This window comes from Dechloromonas denitrificans (assembly GCF_020510685.1).
Taxonomy (GTDB): Bacteria; Pseudomonadota; Gammaproteobacteria; order Burkholderiales; family Rhodocyclaceae; genus Azonexus; species Azonexus denitrificans_A.
In genome coordinates, this window is sequence record NZ_CP075185.1 from 2,825,525 (window position 1) to 2,844,034 (window position 18,510).

Annotated in this window: 18 protein-coding genes; 7 read left to right on the forward strand and 11 right to left on the reverse strand. The window is 62.5% G+C overall.

The annotated features are described in order from the left end of the window. Positions 1–15 precede the first annotated feature (15 nt). The gene (locus KI611_RS13510) at positions 16–210 is read left to right on the forward strand and encodes a hypothetical protein (protein ID WP_226416178.1); all 195 of its coding nucleotides are present in this window, start codon (positions 16–18) and stop codon (positions 208–210) included. Positions 211–271: 61 nt separating this feature from the next. Here KI611_RS13510 and KI611_RS13515 read toward each other — a convergent pair whose 3' ends face one another. The 4 genes from KI611_RS13515 to KI611_RS13530 form a co-directional block, all read right to left on the reverse strand. Continuing rightward, the gene (locus KI611_RS13515) at positions 272–655 is read right to left on the reverse strand and encodes a DUF302 domain-containing protein (protein WP_226416179.1); all 384 of its coding nucleotides are present in this window, start codon (positions 653–655) and stop codon (positions 272–274) included. Between the two features lie 147 nt (positions 656–802). Continuing rightward, on the reverse strand, positions 803–2,413 hold the full coding sequence (locus KI611_RS13520; protein WP_226416180.1) for a methyl-accepting chemotaxis protein: 1,611 nt from the start codon (positions 2,411–2,413) through the stop codon (positions 803–805). Between the two features lie 220 nt (positions 2,414–2,633). Next, positions 2,634–3,593, reverse strand: a complete 960-nt coding sequence (locus KI611_RS13525) for a DMT family transporter (RefSeq protein WP_226416181.1) — start codon at positions 3,591–3,593, stop codon at positions 2,634–2,636. Positions 3,594–3,643: 50 nt separating this feature from the next. Further along, positions 3,644–4,549 (reverse strand): ParB/RepB/Spo0J family partition protein, encoded by a 906-nt coding sequence (locus tag KI611_RS13530; RefSeq protein WP_226416182.1) that lies wholly within the window; start codon positions 4,547–4,549, stop codon positions 3,644–3,646. 268 nt (positions 4,550–4,817) lie between these two features. On the opposite strand from KI611_RS13530, the gene KI611_RS13535 reads away from it, so the two are divergent. From KI611_RS13535 to KI611_RS13550, 4 genes are all read left to right on the forward strand, one after another. Next, on the forward strand, positions 4,818–5,726 hold the full coding sequence (locus tag KI611_RS13535; RefSeq protein WP_226416183.1) for a PhnD/SsuA/transferrin family substrate-binding protein: 909 nt from the start codon (positions 4,818–4,820) through the stop codon (positions 5,724–5,726). After that, entirely contained in the window at positions 5,726–8,068 is a 2,343-nt protein-coding gene (locus KI611_RS13540) for a PAS domain S-box protein (protein WP_226416184.1), read from the forward strand. Before KI611_RS13535 ends, KI611_RS13540 begins: the two co-directional genes overlap by 1 nt. Before the next feature lie 87 nt (positions 8,069–8,155). Then, positions 8,156–8,575, forward strand: coding sequence for a hypothetical protein (locus KI611_RS13545; protein WP_226416185.1), 420 nt, complete (start codon positions 8,156–8,158; stop codon positions 8,573–8,575). Between the two features lie 146 nt (positions 8,576–8,721). Beyond that, on the forward strand, positions 8,722–9,183 hold the full coding sequence (locus tag KI611_RS13550) for a VOC family protein (protein WP_226416186.1): 462 nt from the start codon (positions 8,722–8,724) through the stop codon (positions 9,181–9,183). Between the two features lie 36 nt (positions 9,184–9,219). On the opposite strand, the gene KI611_RS13555 is transcribed toward KI611_RS13550, so the two are convergent. After that, positions 9,220–10,509 carry a hypothetical protein gene (locus KI611_RS13555; RefSeq protein WP_226416187.1) on the reverse strand — a complete coding sequence of 430 codons (1,290 nt, stop codon included), beginning with the start codon at positions 10,507–10,509 and terminating at the stop codon, positions 9,220–9,222. A 172-nt stretch (positions 10,510–10,681) separates the two neighbouring features. Between KI611_RS13555 and KI611_RS13560 the strand changes: the two genes are divergently transcribed. Beyond that, positions 10,682–11,659 carry an MBL fold metallo-hydrolase gene (locus KI611_RS13560; RefSeq protein ID WP_226416188.1) on the forward strand — a complete coding sequence of 326 codons (978 nt, stop codon included), beginning with the start codon at positions 10,682–10,684 and terminating at the stop codon, positions 11,657–11,659. A gap of 167 nt (positions 11,660–11,826) precedes the next feature. Here the strand turns inward: KI611_RS13560 and KI611_RS13565 are convergent, their stop codons facing one another. Then, positions 11,827–12,186, reverse strand: a complete 360-nt coding sequence (locus tag KI611_RS13565) for a hypothetical protein (RefSeq protein WP_226416189.1) — start codon at positions 12,184–12,186, stop codon at positions 11,827–11,829. A gap of 246 nt (positions 12,187–12,432) precedes the next feature. Here KI611_RS13565 and KI611_RS13570 point away from each other — a divergent pair, with 246 nt between their 5' ends. After that, entirely contained in the window at positions 12,433–12,789 is a 357-nt protein-coding gene (locus tag KI611_RS13570; RefSeq protein ID WP_226416190.1) for a hypothetical protein, read from the forward strand. 130 nt (positions 12,790–12,919) lie between these two features. Here the strand turns inward: KI611_RS13570 and acnB are convergent, their stop codons facing one another. The 5 genes from acnB to KI611_RS13595 all read right to left on the reverse strand — a co-directional run bounded on the left by acnB (position 12,920) and on the right by KI611_RS13595 (position 18,497). After that, the gene (acnB, locus tag KI611_RS13575) at positions 12,920–15,508 is read right to left on the reverse strand and encodes a bifunctional aconitate hydratase 2/2-methylisocitrate dehydratase (RefSeq protein WP_226416191.1); all 2,589 of its coding nucleotides are present in this window, start codon (positions 15,506–15,508) and stop codon (positions 12,920–12,922) included. A gap of 565 nt (positions 15,509–16,073) precedes the next feature. Further along, on the reverse strand, positions 16,074–16,481 hold the full coding sequence (locus tag KI611_RS13580; RefSeq protein ID WP_226416192.1) for an FKBP-type peptidyl-prolyl cis-trans isomerase: 408 nt from the start codon (positions 16,479–16,481) through the stop codon (positions 16,074–16,076). A gap of 83 nt (positions 16,482–16,564) precedes the next feature. Beyond that, positions 16,565–16,879 carry a YkgJ family cysteine cluster protein gene (locus tag KI611_RS13585; RefSeq protein ID WP_226416193.1) on the reverse strand — a complete coding sequence of 105 codons (315 nt, stop codon included), beginning with the start codon at positions 16,877–16,879 and terminating at the stop codon, positions 16,565–16,567. Beyond that, positions 16,876–17,541: a tRNA (guanine(46)-N(7))-methyltransferase TrmB gene (trmB, locus tag KI611_RS13590; RefSeq protein ID WP_226416194.1), complete on the reverse strand. Its 666-nt coding sequence runs from the start codon at positions 17,539–17,541 to the stop codon at positions 16,876–16,878. Before trmB ends, KI611_RS13585 begins: the two co-directional genes overlap by 4 nt. After that, positions 17,538–18,497 (reverse strand): tRNA dihydrouridine synthase, encoded by a 960-nt coding sequence (locus KI611_RS13595; RefSeq protein ID WP_226416195.1) that lies wholly within the window; start codon positions 18,495–18,497, stop codon positions 17,538–17,540. The genes trmB and KI611_RS13595 overlap by 4 nt, the downstream gene beginning before the upstream one ends. Positions 18,498–18,510 lie beyond the last annotated feature (13 nt).

Genomic DNA, 18,510 nt, shown 5'->3' on the forward strand with positions numbered 1-18,510 from the left:
CGATTTGAGATTCCCATGTCCGAAGATGAACTGATCCAGCAAGCCGACCGTATGATCGAAGCCGCGATGAATGGCCGGACGCCGCATCAAGTGTTGCTTGAAAACTCGCTCGCCGAGAGCGCGAACGTTGCCGAGCGGGCGGCGGCCATTGCCAAGAACCGCGAACGCGCCATCAAGCTGCTGGCGGCGCTGGAAAAAAGCGGCGGCTGAACTTCCCCGCCCCGGCATCACGCCCGGGACGAAGACCGGCTGCCCGACGCGGCGCCCCCGCCTAGCGAACCTCGTCGACGATCTGGACCATTCTTTCCTCGACCTCGCGGCCCAGCCGGACCAGTTCGGGATGGTCCGAAAGCGTGGCGAGCAGGCTTTCCGGCCGGAGCAGGCCAATCTTGGTCGCGCCGTTTTCGGTATATACCGAAATCCGCCAGGGCAAGGCCAGGCTCAACCGCAAGTCGATGGCCAGCATCTTTTCGATCTGGCGATAATTGCAAATATCGAACACTTGGCAGTCGTCATCGAGATCGATGCCCTTGCGCCGCAAGGTATCGCCAAGGTCATGGCCGTGCAGAACGACAAAGCCGAGACGCTGGACGACCGGCTCCAGATCGAAGATCACTTCGCTGAACGATTTGCTGCTTTCGACGACGTAATACACGGATTTTCCTTGTTGAGCTGTTGGCAATGGCGCGCGGCGGCCAAGGGTAATGAACATCGCCCTGCGGAACAACTCCGGTAGACGAAAAAAAGCTGGCTCACGTTATCCACGTGGCCAGCCTTGGCGTTACGGCTTGTCCGGGCTTGCCTAGACCCGGTACTGGGCAACGATTTCCTGCAGTTCCCGGGCGAGTTCGGCGAGTTGCTCGGAGGTTTCCGAAGTCGACTGCGCCGCGGCGCTGTTTTCCTCGGTCATCTGGGCGATCCGCTCGACCTGCTGGGCAATCTGGGTGCTGGCAACGCCTTGTTCGCGAATCGAACTGGTGATGTCGCTGACCATTGCCACCGTGTCACGCGAACCGTTGCCGATTTCCTGCATCGAGCTGCTTGCCTGTTCGGCAAAGCCGACCCCGGCCTCGACCGCGCCTTCGACGCTTTGAATGCTCTTGACGGCCGCCTGCGAGCCGGCAACCATCTGCTGAATGGTGCTGGCGATCTCCTGCGTCGACAGACCGGTACGCTCGGCCAGTTTGCGCACTTCATCGGCAACCACGGCGAAACCACGCCCCTGTTCGCCAGCCCGCGCCGCTTCGATGGCGGCGTTGAGCGCCAGCAGATTGGTCTGATCGGCAATTTCCTTGATCACCGCAACGATGCTGCTGATCTTCTCGCTTTGCAGCTCCAGTTCGGTCAGTTGTCCGGAAGCGCTTTGCACCGTATGGGCAATGCCATTGATCGACTGGACGGTGTCGCTGATGATGCCCTCGCCGTTCAGTGCCACCCGGCCAGCCTCGGTGGACAGCTTGCGGGCATCCTCGGCCCGGTCGGCGACGTGATTGACGCTGACCGTCATTTCTTCAACCGCGGCGGCCATGCTGGAAGCGGAGTCGCTCTGCTGGCTGGAGGAAATCGACATCTGGTGGGCGGCGGTAGACACCCGGGAGGCCGCCGAGCTGACCGAATCGGCATGCGCCGCGATCTGGCGGAAACTCTGTTGCAAGCGGTCGAGCAGGCCGTTGAAAGCATGCGAAACATTGGCAATTTCGTCCTTGCCCTTGACTTCAAGACGGGTGGTGAAATCGAGATTCTTTTCGATCCGCAAGAACATGCCGACCATCTTGTCGAGCGAACCAGAAACATGGCTGTAGATGACGAACCCGATGCCGGCTATCAACAGGCTGACCAGCAAGATGGCCGAGACAACCCAAGTCTTTGAACTTTCATAGGTGGCATCGGCCTCCTTGCCGCCTTTTACGGCAAGTTCCTGATTGTACTGACCATGCTCGACCAGCGCGTTGCTCAAGCCATCGACTATCTGCTTGGCCTGCCCGGAAATTTTCAGTGCCTCATCCGGCTTGCCCTGGCGAATCGCGCCAATGTATTTCTCGGAAAAGGCCGCGTACTCGAGGTACATCTGGTTGTCTTTGTCCAGCATCTCACGATCCTTGGGATCGGAAATCAGCTTTTCGTAACTCTTGAGCGCCCCACGCAACTGATCCATGTTCTGGGTGAACTCTTTCTCCAGCCCGGCCACTTTTTGCGGATCGGTGACCACCAGCATGGTCAGCAAGGGCGGCCGCAAACGAAGGAAAGCCGTCTGTGCCGATTGAAGCGTACTGATGCTTGGCAGGGTCATCTGGTTAATTTCCCGGATGCCCTGATTGATGCTGGCCATCTCATACAAGGCAAAACCGCCGACCCCGATCAAACCGACAATCGCCAGCGCAATCAGCAAAATAATACGGAGTGCAATACTCATGATCCCCCCTTTAACAGCAAATTATTTGTCATTTCAAAAGTAAAGCTTAATGACAACAGCATAGCCCACAAAAAAACACGGGCAGCCGAAATCGGCTTTGATATTTTATACCATATTTATAACATGTGTCACTTTTGCACCAAAAATACCGTTTTAGCACGTCGTATTCGGTAGATCTGGCTTCGCCGCAAACCCGCAGCTACCGCCCCGAAGCGAGCATTCAAGCGGCCCGAAAGGCACGCACGCCGAGAATCACGCCAAGCACCAACAACAGGATGCCGCCCATACTGGCCAGCCCTGGCGCCTCGCCTCGCCAGACATAGGCATAAGCCAGAGCGGCGAGCGTTTCGAAAACGATCAATTGCCCGGACAGCGCCGTCGGCAGCAAGGTGCTGGCGCGATTCCAGAGCAGCGTGCCGAGCCAGGAAGCGAGCAGACCCAGCGCCAGTACCAGACCAAGAAATTTGCCAGGCTGCGGGCCGAGCGGCCAGTCGAAACCGGCCGGACTCGGCACCAGCAGCGAAATGCCGACAAACAGAAGCAGCGCCAGCGGCAGCGTTGCCAGGCCCTGGGCCGTGGCCCACGTAGTCGAGGCAAGGCGCGGCCGCCCTTTCAGCCAGGCCGCGTTGCGCAGCGGATACCAGGTCCAGCAAGCCAGCGCGCCAAGCGCCAGCAAGCTGCCAAGCAGATAGTCTTCAACACTGCGGCCGCCGGCCAGGCGCCCGAGTTCATGCCGATTGACCAGCAGAATGCCCAGCCCGATCACCGCCAGCGACGGCAACAGGCGGCGCCAGGCAATGCCGCCTCGGCCAAGGTTGGCGCAGACGGCGATGACGATCGGCAAGGTGCCGATCAGCATGGTCGGGACCGGTGCATCGGCCAGCTGGATAGCCGCAGCCAACAGGCAGTAATAAAGCAGGTTGCCGATCAGCGCCAGCTCAAAGGCGCGGGCCCAGTCTTGTCGATCTAGCCGGCACAGGCGTTGCCGGTCGCGCCAGGCGAGTGGCAAGGCGATCAGGCCGAAGGCCAGGTAGCGGCCGGCCGAGATCAGCAGCGGCGGGTAGTCGATGAGCATCAGCGGCACGACGAAAACCAGCCCCCAGGCGAGACCGGCACCGAGCGCGCAGACAACGCCCGACAGCAGGCCGGGCTGGATCGGCAACGGTCGGCGGAAAGTCATGCTGCCTGAGGCTTCGCGGAATCTGGCAAGGGCTGGATGCGGCGAGCGGCTTAGGCGTTCTTCAACGCCAGAAATTCATCGATCAGCCTGACCAGAACTTCCTCTTCGTCGCCATCGCTAAGGCCGAGAATTTCGGCGACCAGCCTGACCTTGCCGGGATTGACCCGGCTGCGGCTGGCCGCCGGCGCCGTGGCGGGCAGCGGAGCCGGCGCATCGTCCCGCACCGCAATCGTGGCTTCGCGCTCGATCGGCGGAGCGGCGTTAGCGACGGATTCGGCGACGGCGGCCGGTTCTTCGGTCTTTTTGCGCCGTCCGCTCTCTTCCGAGAGGGCATTGTCGACGACCTTCTTCGAGACCTTTTCGCCTTCCGGCAATTGCTCGATCTGATCGATCAAGGAGTCGGCCTTGGCCTCGTTCTTTTTGGCCAGCCTTTCCAGTTGCACAGCCGTGCTGGTGCTGGCGATTTTTCCCGAATCGAGCAAGGCCGTGACCTTCTCCGACAGATTGGCCGCCGCGGTGGCCTGGCTCAGCCAGGTTGCCGGCCGGGCGAAATATTGCGCGGCTTCTTCCGGCGTCGCGAACCGTTCGGCGATCGCCTGAATGGCGTTGGCCATGTCGCGCGGCTCCAGTGCCGAACGCACGCCGAGGCCGATGTTCTCGAATACCTGCACCTCCAGGGTTACGTCAGCCGCGCACGGGCGGACGAGCACCGGCACCGTTTTTTCTCCGGCCAGGATGGCGGCCTGACGACGACGCTCGCCGACGATCACCGTATAACGCCCCTCGGCAGCGGCCGGGCGAACGACCAGCGGGTGAATCACCCCCAGTTTCTCGATCGAGTTGACCAGGCCCTTCAGGCTCCCTTCTTCGATGTTCTGCCGGAGATGGCTCGAATCGGGTTCGATCATCGTTACGTCGACGATCTGAAAGTGCGACGAACTGTCTTTGAAGGTCATGGCTGTTCCGTTGGTGAAGTTATGCTCGATCCTTGGGCGGCACCGATAACGGCTTCCTTGGCGGATCGCAAAAGGGGGCGAATGCTCGTCCTTTTTTGCTCTTTTTTCAAGCCGGAGCAATTCGACTCAAAAATTCGACAAGATGGCGTTTTCCTGCGCAATACCGACCAGTCGCCCGTATGTCAGCGCGATAAGCCGCGCGAAAGTGATAGAGTCGGCCTTGATCGTCAGCAGTTCGCCATCTGGTCACCCCAATGAAACGACATCAATGAACAAGTTAGCCCACCTTACCTGTCTGTTAGGCGCCATCCTGCTTGCTGCGTGCGAACAGCAGCCGGTCGAGAAGCCCTTGCAATACAGCAGCGTGGCGCCCAACGGTACGGTGCCGGTCTATCGCCTGGCCATCCACCCCTTGTACAACCCGCAGAAACTCAGCGAGACCTATCAACCGCTGGTTGCTCACCTCAACCAGCAGTTGCAGGGCGCCCGGATCGAACTCGAGGCATCCCGCGATTACGCCGCTTTCGAGCACAAATACGCGGCTCGCGAACCGGCTTTCCTGCTCCCCAACCCGTGGCAGACACTGGCCGCGATGAAGACGGGTTACTCCGTCATTGCGATGGCCGGCGATGCCGAGGACTTCCGGGGCATTTTCATCGTCCGCAAGGATGGACAGATCAAGGTGCCGGCCGACCTCAAGGGCAAGGCCGTCAGCTACCCGTCGCCCACCGCGCTGGCGGCCGCGATCATGCCGCAATATTTTCTGCAGACGCACGGCGTGGACGTCAAACGCGACATTCAGAATATTTACGTCGGCTCGCAGGAATCTTCGATCATCAACGTCTATCTTGGCAAAACCGCCGCCGGTGCCACTTGGCCGCCACCCTGGCGCGTCTTCCAGCGCGACCATCCGCGCGAAGCGGCCGAGCTCGAACAGGCCTGGGAAACGCCCCCGCTGCTCAACAACTCGGTGATGGTGCGCGACGACGTGCCGGAAGTCGTCCGCACCCAGGTCACCAAGACGCTGCTCGAACTGACCGCGACAGCACAAGGCAGAGCGATTCTCGCCGGCATGGAAACGGCGCGCTTTCACGCCGCCGATGACCGCAGCTACGGGGTGGTCGCCGCATACATCGAGCGCTTCGAGAAAGAAGTGCGCCGGGTGGAAAGCAAGTAATGGTCGAGTACCTCAAACGCCTGGTGACCGCCACCTTGCGCCGACAACTGGTCGTCGGGATGACCCTGGTCGTCGTCTCGATGATGTCGCTGTTCATCTGGGACCAGACGCACCGCCAGCAAGCCGTGGTGATGCAGCAGCAGTCGGGGCACGCCGTCGCACTGGCGCGCAGCGTCGCCACCTCGGCGGCGGTCTGGGTGGCTTCACGGGATTTTGGCGGCCTGCAGGAGATCGTCGAGGGCCTCGCACCCTACCCCGATCTGCGGCACGCCATCGTGCTGGACAACCGGGGCCAGATACTGGCCCACAGCGACACTGGGCGACGCGGCCAGTATCTGGCCGACCTGCCGGCAAAACCGGAACTGACGGTCCTGCAGCGAAGCCCGACGCTAGTCGATGTCGCTTATCCGGTGACGCTCGGCGGCAGCCAGATCGGCTGGGTAAGAATCGGTCTCGGCCAGGGATCCTTGCAGGCGCGCCTCGCCGAGACGCGGCAAAGCGGTCTGGTTTACGTGTTGATCGCCGCGCTGCTCAGCACCTTGCTGGCGATTCTCAGCGGTCGCTACCTGACCCGCCGGCTGCACGCCATCCAGACGGTCGCCAATGCCGTCCAGGCGGGGAATCCTGCTGTCCGGGTGCAGCTCGCCGGGGATGATGAAGCGGCGCAACTGGCCCGCCAGTTCAACGGCATGCTCGATACGCTGGCGCACGGCCAGCAAGAATTGCGGGAGAGCGAGAACCTCTTCCGGCTCGGCTTCGAGAACGCCAATATCGGGATGTGCCTGGTCGACCTCGAAGGAAAGCTCCTCAAGGTCAATCAGCAGATGTGCGAAATATTCGGCTACAGCAAAACCGAACTGGAAGGCATGTACGTCAACACCATCACCCATCCCGACTTCCGGAAAGTCAGCACGAAATTCATCCAGACCGGCACCTCGGGGCATAGCGAGCAAACCGACCATGCCGAATTTGAAAAGCAATACATCCACAAGCAGGGGCATGTCGTCTGGGGTCGCGTAGCCAGTTCGCTGGTTCGCAACGGCGAGGGCCAACCGATGTATTTCATTTCGCACGTCCTCGACATCACGCAGCGCAAGCAGGCCGAGTCCGAGCTGGAACAGTATCGCCACCACCTGGAAAAACTGGTCGAAGAACGAACGGCGGCGCTTTCCGTCGCCAAGGAAACGGCCGAGACGGCCAGCCGGGCCAAGAGCACTTTCCTCGCCAACATGAGCCACGAGCTGCGCACCCCGATGAACGCCATCATGGGCATGACCGCGCTGGCGCTGCGCCGGGCCACCGACGTCAAACAGATCGACGAGTTGAGCAAGGCCGCCAAGGCTTCCCGACACCTGCTGGGCGTCATCAACGACATCCTCGACATCTCCAAAATCGAGGCCGAACGCCTCAACCTCGAACGTATCGATTTCCGCCTGGGCGGCATCCTGGAAAACCTGCGCAGCCTGTCCAGCCAAGCGGCAACTGACAAGGGCCTGCAACTGCGCATCGATCTGCCCGCTGAACTGACCGACCTAACGCTATCCGGTGATCCGCTACGCCTGGGCCAGATCCTGCTCAATCTGACTGGCAACGCCATCAAGTTCACCAACGCCGGCTCGGTCACTATTGCCGCGGCAGTAGCCGAGGACAACGGCACCGACATGCTGCTGCGCTTCGAAGTGCGCGACACCGGCATCGGCATTGCCGAGGAAGATCAGAAACGGCTGTTCAGCGCCTTCGAGCAAGCCGATAGCTCGATGACCCGGCAGTACGGCGGCACCGGTCTCGGGTTGGCGATCAGCAAGCGGCTGGCCGAAATGATGGGCGGCCGTATCGGGGTGGATAGTCAGGCCGGCGTTGGCAGCACCTTCTGGTTTACCGTCCGCCTGAGCACGGTGGCGGGCAAGGCGCCGGCCGCAACGGTGGCAGCGCCGCTGTCAGCCGAGGAGCGCTTGAAAGCCCAATTTGCCGGCACCCTGATCCTGCTGGCCGAGGACGAACCGATCAATCAGGAGGTCTCTCGCGACTTGCTGACCGAAGTCGGCCTGCTGGTCGACCTGGCGGACGATGGCGGGGAAGCCGTGGCCATGGCCAAGCGCACCGACTACCGGCTGATCCTGATGGATGTGCAGATGCCGAAACTCAACGGACTCGAAGCCACCGAGGCGATACGCGCCCTGCCCGGACGCGAGCGCACCCCGATCCTGGCGATGACCGCCAATGCCTTCGATGACGACCGGCAACGCTGCCTGGCCGCCGGCATGAACGATCACATCGCCAAGCCGGTCGATCCCGATGTGCTCTACGAAACCCTGCTCAAATGGCTGGCCCGGGCAAAATAGACACCCCGGTTTGTGCCGCTTCCCGCCACATTCGAAAGCGCCGAAGCGCACAATACAGCCCTCTTTCACCGCCCCTGGAACAACACGATGAAACGACGTTACTGGGTAATCCTGACGCTGATCTTCCTGGTCTGGCTCGATTGGTACATCCGCGCCCCGGACTCCCGCTCGCGCGAAATGACCGGCGTCATCGCGGCGCAGGCCGGCACGGAACTGAAGAGCTATCCCTATCAGTTCAAGGTCTTGAAGATCGCCGGCGACACGGCCTATCTGAGCACGCCACGCAGTTTTGACGTGCCGGCATTCAAGGTGCTGGCGGTTCTCTACCCGGACCTCGACACCAAGAATCCCAACAACCCCGCCTACATTGCCGCCCAGGAAAACCTCGGTCGCGTTCAGGCGGAAGCGCGGACAATCGTGCTGGCCCAGCCCGGCATCAAGGACGTCAAATGGGAGCTGGATCGGGACTGGCTGGTCAAGCACGGCATCGAAGTACCGGCCAAATAGCGCACCGGATTGGCGGCCGGAGTCGGCGACTGCAGCGCCGAATTACGGAATGCGAACCAAATTCGGCGCAGCGTGTCGATCTGGAAACAAGTCCTTCGTCGCAACAAGAAGGCCTCCGGTTCCCACCCTATGCAGAGGAGAATCCCATGAATCCGGTTCAAGCCATTCCACCCGGCATGATGACAATCACGCCGCATCTGGTCTGCCACGGCGCCATCGACGCCATTGCCTTTTATACCAAAGCCTTCGGCGCCGTCGAAATGGGCCGCCTGGCCGGCCCCGACGGCCGACTGATGCACGCCCTGCTGAGCATCGGTGATTCGATGCTGATGCTGGTCGACGACTACCCCGAGTACGGCTCGCTCGACCCGCTGGCCCTCAAAGGCTCGCCGGTGACCATCCATCTCTATGTCGCCGATGTCGATGCGGCGGTGGCCCGCGCCGTCGCCGCCGGGGCGCGGATCACCATGCCGGTCGCCGACATGTTCTGGGGCGACCGCTACGGCCGGCTGGAAGATCCCTTCGGCCATCAATGGTCGGTCGCCACCCATATTCGCGACGTCGCCCCGGCCGAAATGGCGACGGCAATGGCCGCGGCTTGCCCGTAAGCCCGGCTTCGCCGTAGATCGCCTTTTACCCGGCGCTCACTGAAAGGCGCCGGGCGACAGGACGTTGCTCAGGCGAATCGGCCGACTGCCGACCGGATAGGTGAATTCGGCGCTCGGCAGCAGATTGACGCCGCCGACGCTGCCCGGCAGCCGGACGGTGCCGCGCAGCGGCGACGGGTTGGTCAGGCGTAGCGGCAGGCCGCCGTATTCGATCAGCTCGCCGCGCAAAGCCGCGAGGTTGCCCTCGAAGCGGCCCTGCGCCGGGCGGAACAAGTTGCCGTTACCCACCGTCAGGTTGTTGATCGCCCAGATATCGATGCCGGCCGGAAATTTCTCGGCCCAGACGGCGAGAAAGTTGCCGGCATGCTTGTCATTGATCAGCGTGTTGTGCGCGACATACAGCGCATTGTCCGGCCAGCGCGGCCCCTCGGCGCCATAGGCAAGCAGGCTCGGATTGTCCGTTTCGGCGCTCTGGGCGATGACGTTGCCGATGACGTAGGCGATGCCGCCGTTGGGAAATTCGAGCTCGTAGGAAGCCCGGCCGCTGGCACCGTCGGCCAGCATGTTGTAAAGCACATGATTTTCCCGCGCCCGCGATTTGACCAGGTGGCCAAGATAGCCATTGAAGAAACGGCTGCCGCTCAGCGTAAATTTGCCGATCGCGCCGACATAGAGCAGATGGTGCAACGCACCGGCATGCCGCGGCGCATCGCCAAATTCGCTATCGGCGACGACCAGCGTCTGGTTGGCCGAATTGGCGGTCAGCACGCCCATTTCGTTGTCGACGAAACGACAGCCATGAATCGTCAACTGGCCTTTCTCGAAACGAATGCCGGCGCCGTTGCCGTCAGGCACCCGGGCGCCGCGAAACTCGATGTTCTCGATCCGGATATTGCCGCCCCGGACCACCCAGATCGCCTTGCCCTCGGCGCTTTTCCCGTCGGCCAGCATGACCGGCCGTTCCCCGGCGGCGCGGATGAGCAGATTGTTTTGCGTCCAGATCGCCGGTTGCCCGCGGTAATTGCCCGGCCGGATCTCGATCACCTCGCCATCGCGGGCGAGCCGCGCCGCTTCGCTCAGCGTCGTGACCTTCTCGCCGCTACCGACGACCATCGTCGCCGGCGCCGGGCCATCGCCCGAATGCCTGCCGGCCGCCGCTTCGCTGGCCGGAACGGCAATCAACTTGCCATCCGCCGAGCGGCGGATCTCCCCGACATAATCCGGCGCCAGCGGCAGTTGGTCGGCGCTCTGGGCCAATGCGCTCCCGGCCAGCAGACTGGTGAGCATGGCCAGGCAAAGTTTGCGACAGGCAGTTTTCCGGGCCACGGGTTTCTCCTTCCAGGGAGCAGATGCGATGGGCGGCAAAGATGAATGCCCGATTCTAACGGCATTTCGGGCGACCTGAACCAAGGCGAACCGGCCGGCAAAAGTCGCCTGGTGGCTGCGCCATTTATTCGCCAAGCATGGGATACTTTGCCTCCCCAACCAGGAGAATGCCATGCGAAACCTGCCCCGTAACACCCCCCGTCTGGCCCGGCTGTTCGTCGCCGGCCTGTTTCTGCTCTGTACCGGCCTGGCTTTGGCCGAAGCCCCGCAGGCCAAAACCCAGGTTCCCGGCTATTACCGGATGTTCCTCGGCAATTTCGAGATCACCGCGCTCTACGACGGCGCCATCAAGCTCGATACCAAGCTGCTCAAGAACACCAACGACAAGGAAGTGCAGAAACTGCTCGCCCGCCTGTTCGTCAAAGGCCCGGCCGTGCAGACCGCGGTCAATGCCTACCTGATCAATACCGGCAGCCAGCTGGTGCTGGTCGATGCCGGCGCCGCCAAAGCCTTCGGCCCGGCCCTCGGCAACATCGTCGACAACCTGAAGGCAGCCGGCTACAGGCCCGAACAGGTCGACACCGTGCTCGTCACCCACCTCCATGGCGACCACGTCAACGGCCTGGTCGATGCCCAAGGCAAGGCCGTTTTCAGCAATGCCGAAATTTGGTCGGCCAAGGCCGACAACGACTTCTGGCTAAACGCGGAAATCGCCGCCAAGGCACCGCAGGATGCCCAGCCTTTCTTCAAGATGGCGCGCGACGCCGCCACCCCCTATCTCCAGGCCGGCAAGTGGAAAACCTACGCGGCTGATCAGGAAATCCTGCCCGGCATCAGCAGCTTTGCCGCTAACGGCCATACTCCCGGCCACAGCGCCTACCTGGTCGGCAGCGGCGAGGAAAAACTGCTGATCTGGGGCGACATCGTCCATAACCATGCCGTCCAGTTCGCCCGCCCGCAAGTCGCCATCGAATTCGACGTCGATCGCAAGGCGGCCGTCGCGACGCGCCAGAAAATCTTCGCCAAGGCCGCCAGCGAAAAGATCCTGATCGGCGGCATGCACCTGCCCTTCCCCGGTATCGGCCACGTCCGCAAGGAAGCCAAGGGTTACAGCTGGGTACCGGCGGAATTTGCGCCGACCGGGGAATAAATTATCGCCGCTGCCAATGCGGCAACGAAAAAGCCCCCGCCGGGAAACCGGCGGGGGCTTTTTATTGAACGCGACAGCCGGCCCGTGCCAACAACCGCCCTAGCTTGCATCCTTGCCTGACGGTTCGCCCGGCAACCGGCCTACCGACCCGGGCTAGGCGCCAGCACTCAGTTTCTGCCGACAGCCCATTTCCCGGCGCCGCCCAAGGCTGATGCAAAGGCGACAAGCAACAGGAACAGCCCGTGGAGGTTGCCCAGCAGGGCCGCACCGTGTAGCCAGCCATGAACCAGCGGCCAGCCGATGATCAGGGTCAGCCCGAGGCTGGCCACCGGCATCCACAGGCCGAGCAACATCAGAATGCCGCACAGCATTTCAGCCAGATGCAGCCCCCAGTGACCGGCCTGCGCCACCGAAGACGGCAAGGCGGCGTGCATCAGGGGTTCGAAGCCAGCGAAGAAGGCCATCCCGCCGACCGCGAGACGCAAACAGAGAAGTGACCAGTCAATACGTGTTTTGGAAGCAGCCATGAGATTCGCAGAGTAACGGTGGTTGGGGCAATTCGAGGGAGCGCAGTATCTCCGTCGCCTGGCCTGACGGTCAACCGCCAAGGGCGGTCGGCTTTTCGGCGGCAGACATGCGACGGGATACCAGGCCACAAACTGCAAACGACAAACCGCCGCCCCGGTAGTAGAATTCCCGGTTGCTTGAGTTCTGCTGCGCTTGACGTTATGTCAATCCCCCGCAGCCACCTTGGTCATGACTGGAACTACTCGATGAAATCACTTCCCATACTGCTTGCCGCATTGCTGGCAATTCCCGTCCCCGCATTGGCCGGCGACCCGGTCAAAATCGATGTCTACCTGGGTGGCGAACTGGAGCAGACCGTCTCGTTGGCGGGCGCTAATGCCACCGCGAAACTGACCACCTCCAAAGCGCCGAACGCCACGCTTGAATTTCACCTGATCGCCCCCGAGCCGCTGATTTTCGAGGTGAAGGAAGTCATTGCCGGCAGCAGCCAGGAAGAAGCCGCCGGTCGGGTCGTCCTGTTCAAGACCGGAAACTCATTCGATGTCTCCGAGATCAAGGGCAGCAAATTTCGCAACGCCTACGTGCTCGTTCGTCACGACTGATCAACTCGGTTCGGCTCTTGCCCGAACAGCGGTTTCGAGCCGATGACAGGTAGCAACAAAAAGCCCCCGCCAGTTTCCCGGCGGGGGCTTTTTACTGCGCTCGACGCCTAAAAGGCGCCGATTTCGCCAATCACATCTCGACCGTTTCAGCCACTTCGACGAAGGACGGAATCTTGTCGAAGTTCATGTAGCGGTACACATCGGCCGCCTTGGCATTGACCAGCTTGATCTGCTCCATGTACTCGGCAACCGTCACGATGCGGCCGGCCAGAGCGCACATGGCGGCCAGTTCGGCGGAACCGAGGTACACCTGGGTGTCGATACCGAGGCGGTTCGGGAAGTTGCGAGTCGAGGTGGAGATTGCCGTCGAACCCTTGCGGATCTGTGCCTGGTTGCCCATGCACAGCGAGCAGCCCGGCATTTCCATGCGCGCGCCGGACTTGCCGAGGACGCCGTAGTAGCCTTCTTCGGTCAGGATCAGAGCATCCATCTTGGTCGGCGGAGCGATCCACAGACGGGTCGGGATGTCGGACTTGCCTTCGAGAACCTTGGCGGCGGCACGGAAGTGGCCGATGTTGGTCATGCAGGAGCCGATGAAGACTTCGTCGATCTTGGCGCCGGCGACTTCGGACAGAACCTTGACGTCGTCCGGATCGTTCGGGCAGGCCAGGATCGGCTCGGTGACTTCGGCCAGATCGATTTCGATCACGGCGGCGTATTCGGCGTCGGCATCCGGCTGCAGCAGCGTACCGTTGGCGATCCAGTCTTCCATGGCGTTGATGCGGCGCTTCAGGGTGCGGGCATCTTCGTAGCCTTCGGCGATCATCCACTTCATCAGCGTGATGTTCGACCGCATGTACTCGACCATCGGCTCCTTGTTCAGGCGCACCGAACAGGCAGCGGCCGAACGCTCGGCGGCGGCGTCGGAGAGTTCGAAGGCTTGTTCGACCTTGAGATCCGGCAGGCCTTCGATTTCCAGGATACGGCCGGAGAAGACGTTCTTCTTGCCCTTCTTCTCGACGGTCAGCAGGCCAGCCTTGATGGCGTACAGCGGAATGGCGTTAACCAGGTCGCGCAGCGTGATGCCATCCTGCAGCTTGCCCTTGAAGCGGACCAGCACGGATTCCGGCATGTCCAGCGGCATGACGCCGGTGGCGGCGGCAAAAGCAACCAGGCCGGAACCGGCCGGGAAGGAGATGCCGATCGGGAAACGGGTGTGCGAGTCACCGCCGGTGCCGACGGTATCCGGCAGCAGCAGACGGTTCAGCCAGGAGTGGATGACGCCGTCGCCCGGACGCAGCGAAACGCCGCCGCGGGTGCTGATGAAGGACGGCAGTTCGCGGTGCATGCGGACATCGACCAGCTTCGGATAGGCGGCGGTGTGGCAGAAGGACTGCATCACCAGATCGGCGGAGAAGCCGAGGCAGGCCAGATCCTTCAGCTCGTCGCGGGTCATCGGGCCGGTGGTGTCTTGCGAACCGACGGTGGTCATCTTCGGCTCGCAGTAGGTGCCCGGACGGATGCCGGTGACGCCGCAGGCCTTGCCGACCATCTTCTGGGCCAGCGAGTAGCCCTTGCCGTTGTCGGCCGGGTTCTGCGGCAGGCGGAACAGCGTGCTTTGCGGCAGGCCGAGGAATTCGCGCGCCTTGGTCGTCAGGCCACGCCCGATGATCAGCGGAATGCGGCCGCCGGCGCGGACTTCGTCGAGAATCACGGCGGTCTTCAGCTGCGATTCGGCGATCACGGTGCCGTTCTTCAGCGCGGTGACCTTGGCGGTGGCTTGATCGACCTTCAGTTCGATCTCGTCGCCCATGTCCATCTGGTTGACGTCGATTTCGATCGGCAGTGCGCCGGCATCTTCCATCGTGTTGAAGAAGATCGGGGCGATCTTGGAGCCGAGGCAGAAGCCGCCGAAACGCTTGTTCGGGACGAAAGGAATGTCTTCACCGGTAAACCACAGCACCGAGTTGGTGGCGGACTTGCGCGAAGAACCGGTACCGACCACGTCGCCGACGTAGGCGATCAGGTTGCCCTTGGCTTGGAGCGCAGCGAGTTGCTTGACCGGACCGCGGGCACCCGGCTCGTCGGCTTCGATACCCGAACGCGGGTTCTTCAGCATGGCCAGCGCGTGCAGCGGAATGTCCGGACGCGACCAGGCATCGGGAGCCGGCGACAGGTCGTCGGTATTGGTTTCGCCGGTGACCTTGAAAACGGTCAGCTTCTGCGAAGCGAGGACTTCCGGACGCGAGGTGAACCACTCGCCGTCGGCCCACGACTGGATGACGCCCTTGGCGTTGGCATTGCCGGCCTTGGCCAGTTCGGCGACATCGTGGAAGAAGTCGAAGACCAGCAGGGTCTTCTTCAGGCCTTCGGCGGCAATGGCGCCAACGCCGGCATCGCCCAGCAGGTCGATCAGCGGCTTGACGTTGAAACCGCCGAGCATGGTGCCGAGCAGTTCGGTGGCCTTGGCCTTGGAAATCAGGGCACAGGCTTCTTCGCCCTTGGCGACCTTGGCCAGGAACTCGGCCTTGACCTTGGCGGCGTCATCCACACCGGCCGGAACACGGTAGGTGATCAGCTCGACCAGGGCGGCTTCTTCGCCCTTCGGCGGGTTCTTCAGCAAGGCGACCAGCTCACTGGTCTGTTGCTTGGACAACGGCAGCGGCGGGATACCGAGGGCTGCACGTTCGGCGACATGGGCGCGGTAGGCTTCAAGCACGGCGACTTCCTTTCGTAAAGGGTTGCTCTGGGAAATTCTTGGCGTAACTGACTATTTTACGACAATGACGGGGAGGATCCGTTCATCCAAAAGACCATCCTCGACCAAGTCTTATATATTTTATCTTTTAGAAGGCTTGCTGTGAACTTGGATTGTCCGGTCAGCCCATAATCCGCCGGAAAGCACCGGCAGAACGGGGAAACCGCCCATTTAATAGGCAGCGCCATTTTTTGCTGCCCGTTCAGGCAGTTGCCGAACTTGTCCCGAGCTTATCCACAGACTTGCCCGACCAGAACGGGGATAAACAGGCTTTATCCCCATTCAGGGGATCAGCCATCGGCCAAGCGTTTTTTACGTCAAGCCGCCCAGCCGGGGGAAAAACCGCCCCGCCCATTTTTTAGTCAGCGTCGCTTTTCGCTTGTCAGACAAGGGATTAGCACAACGATCCAGAGCTTATCCACAGACTTACGCGACCGAAACGGGGATAAAGCCGCGCTTATCACCAGGCTGCGGCCGGCTTGCCGGCAGCCGGAAAACGGCCGGCCAGCCCGACCGCAGCGATTAATCAGCGCATGACCTTGAGCAGTTCCACTTCAAAGGTCAGTGTCGCATCGGGCGGCACGGCCGCACCGGCGCCGCGCGAGCCATAAGCAATGCTCGGCGGGCAGGTCAGCTTGGCCTTGCCGCCCTCGCGCATCTTGGCGACGCCTTCGGTCCAGCACGGGATGACGCGATTCAGCGGAAAGGAGGCCGGCTGGCCGCGCTTGTAGGAACTGTCGAACTCGATGCCATTGGCCAGCGTGCCACGATAATTGACCTGCACGGTGGCTTCCGGCGTGGCCTTTTCACCGTTGCCGTCCTTCAGCGATTCGTAGATCAGACCCGACGCGGTTTTTTCCGGCGCACCGGCCTGCACACCGGTCGTCGCCAGGACGACCAGGCCGCCCAGTACAATGTTCTTCAACAGTCCCATACGTTCTCCATCGCTTGCGCGAACTCATTTATCGAGCCGGAAAAGTACAGTGAAGCAGCGCCCGGGGCAAGCCTGCAAACGAACTACAAGGGGGCCAGACCGCAGCGCTGGCGTGCCCGATTGCAGGCGGCGTGCTCGGTATCGAATTCCCGGCACGGTGACGGGCGGCTGTCGTAGATGGTGCAGCTCACCTGCTGGCCGATTTCGCCGGCCAGCGCGACGCAGCGCGGTGCGGCGGCATCGGTGCCGGCCATGCGGACAATGTTGGCGGTGACCGGCACGGTCATTTCGAGCGGGACGCCCGCCCCCCAGGCAAAGGCGCCGCCAGCCAGTTCAACCGGATGAAAATCGACGCGAAAGGTTGCGCAGCAAGCGCCGCAGCTCTGGCAGACGCTCATCGCAGATCGACCCGACAGCGCCACAGCGCGTGGCCGGACGCCAGATACTTCTTCTCGAACGGCGTCATCGGGTCAGCCGTCTGCCACGGCTCGGCAGCGACCGGCTGGCCGCTGAGCAGACTCAACGCCACAGCCATTTCCTCGATATAGATGCGCCAGTTGCTGCGGCACTCCAGTTCGCCGCCCAGCTCGCGCCATACCGGAAAGACCGCGTGGCCGTGCCAGCGCCGCGCCAGATGGCCGATCTTCGGCCATGGATTCGGATAGAGGTTGTAGTGGCGGGCCAGCCGGATGCCGTGTTCGGCCAGCAGACGCCAGAAATCGACCAGATCGGCGCGGATCAGCAGGGCGTTGGCCGGCATCGGCAGCGGTTTGCCGCGACTGAGGCGGTCGACCGACTGATCGACGCCAAAAACGAAGTGATCGGGAAACGTTTCGGCAATGCGCTGGGTGCTCCAGCCAACGCCGCAACCGGCATCGAGTATCAGCGGCGCCTCGGGTTGCCATTGCCGGTACGCCGCCAGCGCGGCGCGGCAGGCCTCGCGGTTGTAATCGGCAACCGGTTTCCGGAACGGATGCGCCAGATGCCGGCGCACCTGCGCTTCCAGGTCGCGATGCGGCCCGTCCTGGGCGCTGGAAATGAAACGCGAGTTGCCGCTCATGCGGCCAACGGCAGTTCGCCGAGAATGCCCTCGGCGACCAGCGCCGCTTCGATATCCTGCGCTGCCTTGATCGGCCGCAGGCGCTGATAGAGCAGCTCGGCTTCCGGGTAATTGCGGCGCAGCATCGCCAGCCATTGCTTGAGCCGGCCACCGGCATGCACCGGCACGACCTTGACCCGGATGCCGCGCCAGTAGTCGGCGACGCCGGGCAGGATTTCTTCCCAGCCGCCGACTGCTTCGCCGCGCACCCGGCGGGCGAGCAGCGGGTCGGCCACGGCGCCCCGGCCGAGCATGATGTCGGCACAGCCGGTTTCCTGCTGGCAGCGCGCAAAGTCTTCAACGGTCCACACTTCGCCGTTGGCGATGATCGGAATATCGACCGACGCCCGCACCTTGTCGATCCACGCCCAGCGCGCCGGCGGCCGGTAACCGTCCACCTTGGTCCGGCCATGCACGATCAGTTCGACAATGCCGGCCGCCGCCAGGGCCTGGGCGCAGTCGACCGCCCGGCTGGTGTCTTCGATACCGAGGCGCATCTTGGCGGTGAAGGGAATATGCGCCGGCACCTCGGCGCGGACCGCGCTGGTGATCGCATGCAACAGCTCCGGCTCGCCGAGCAGCGCGGCGCCGCCGCGATGGCGGTTGACCGTCGGCGCCGGGCAGCCGAAGTTGAGATCGACGCCGGCCGGATTCAGGGCGACCAGTCGGCGGGCGTTCTCGGCCATGAAATACGGATCGGAACCGAGCAGTTGGACGCGCATCGGCGTGCCGCTGGCCGTCCGGCCGGCGTTGAGCAGCTCTGGGCAGATCCGCTCGTAAGTCTTGGTTGGCAGAATGGTATTGGAAACCCGGACAAACTCGCAGATTCCCCAGTCGTAGCCGCCAATCGAGGTCAGCACGCCGCGCAGCAGATCGTCGGCGAGACCTTCCATCGGGGCGAGAAGAATGCGGGGCATGTGGATTCCGGGG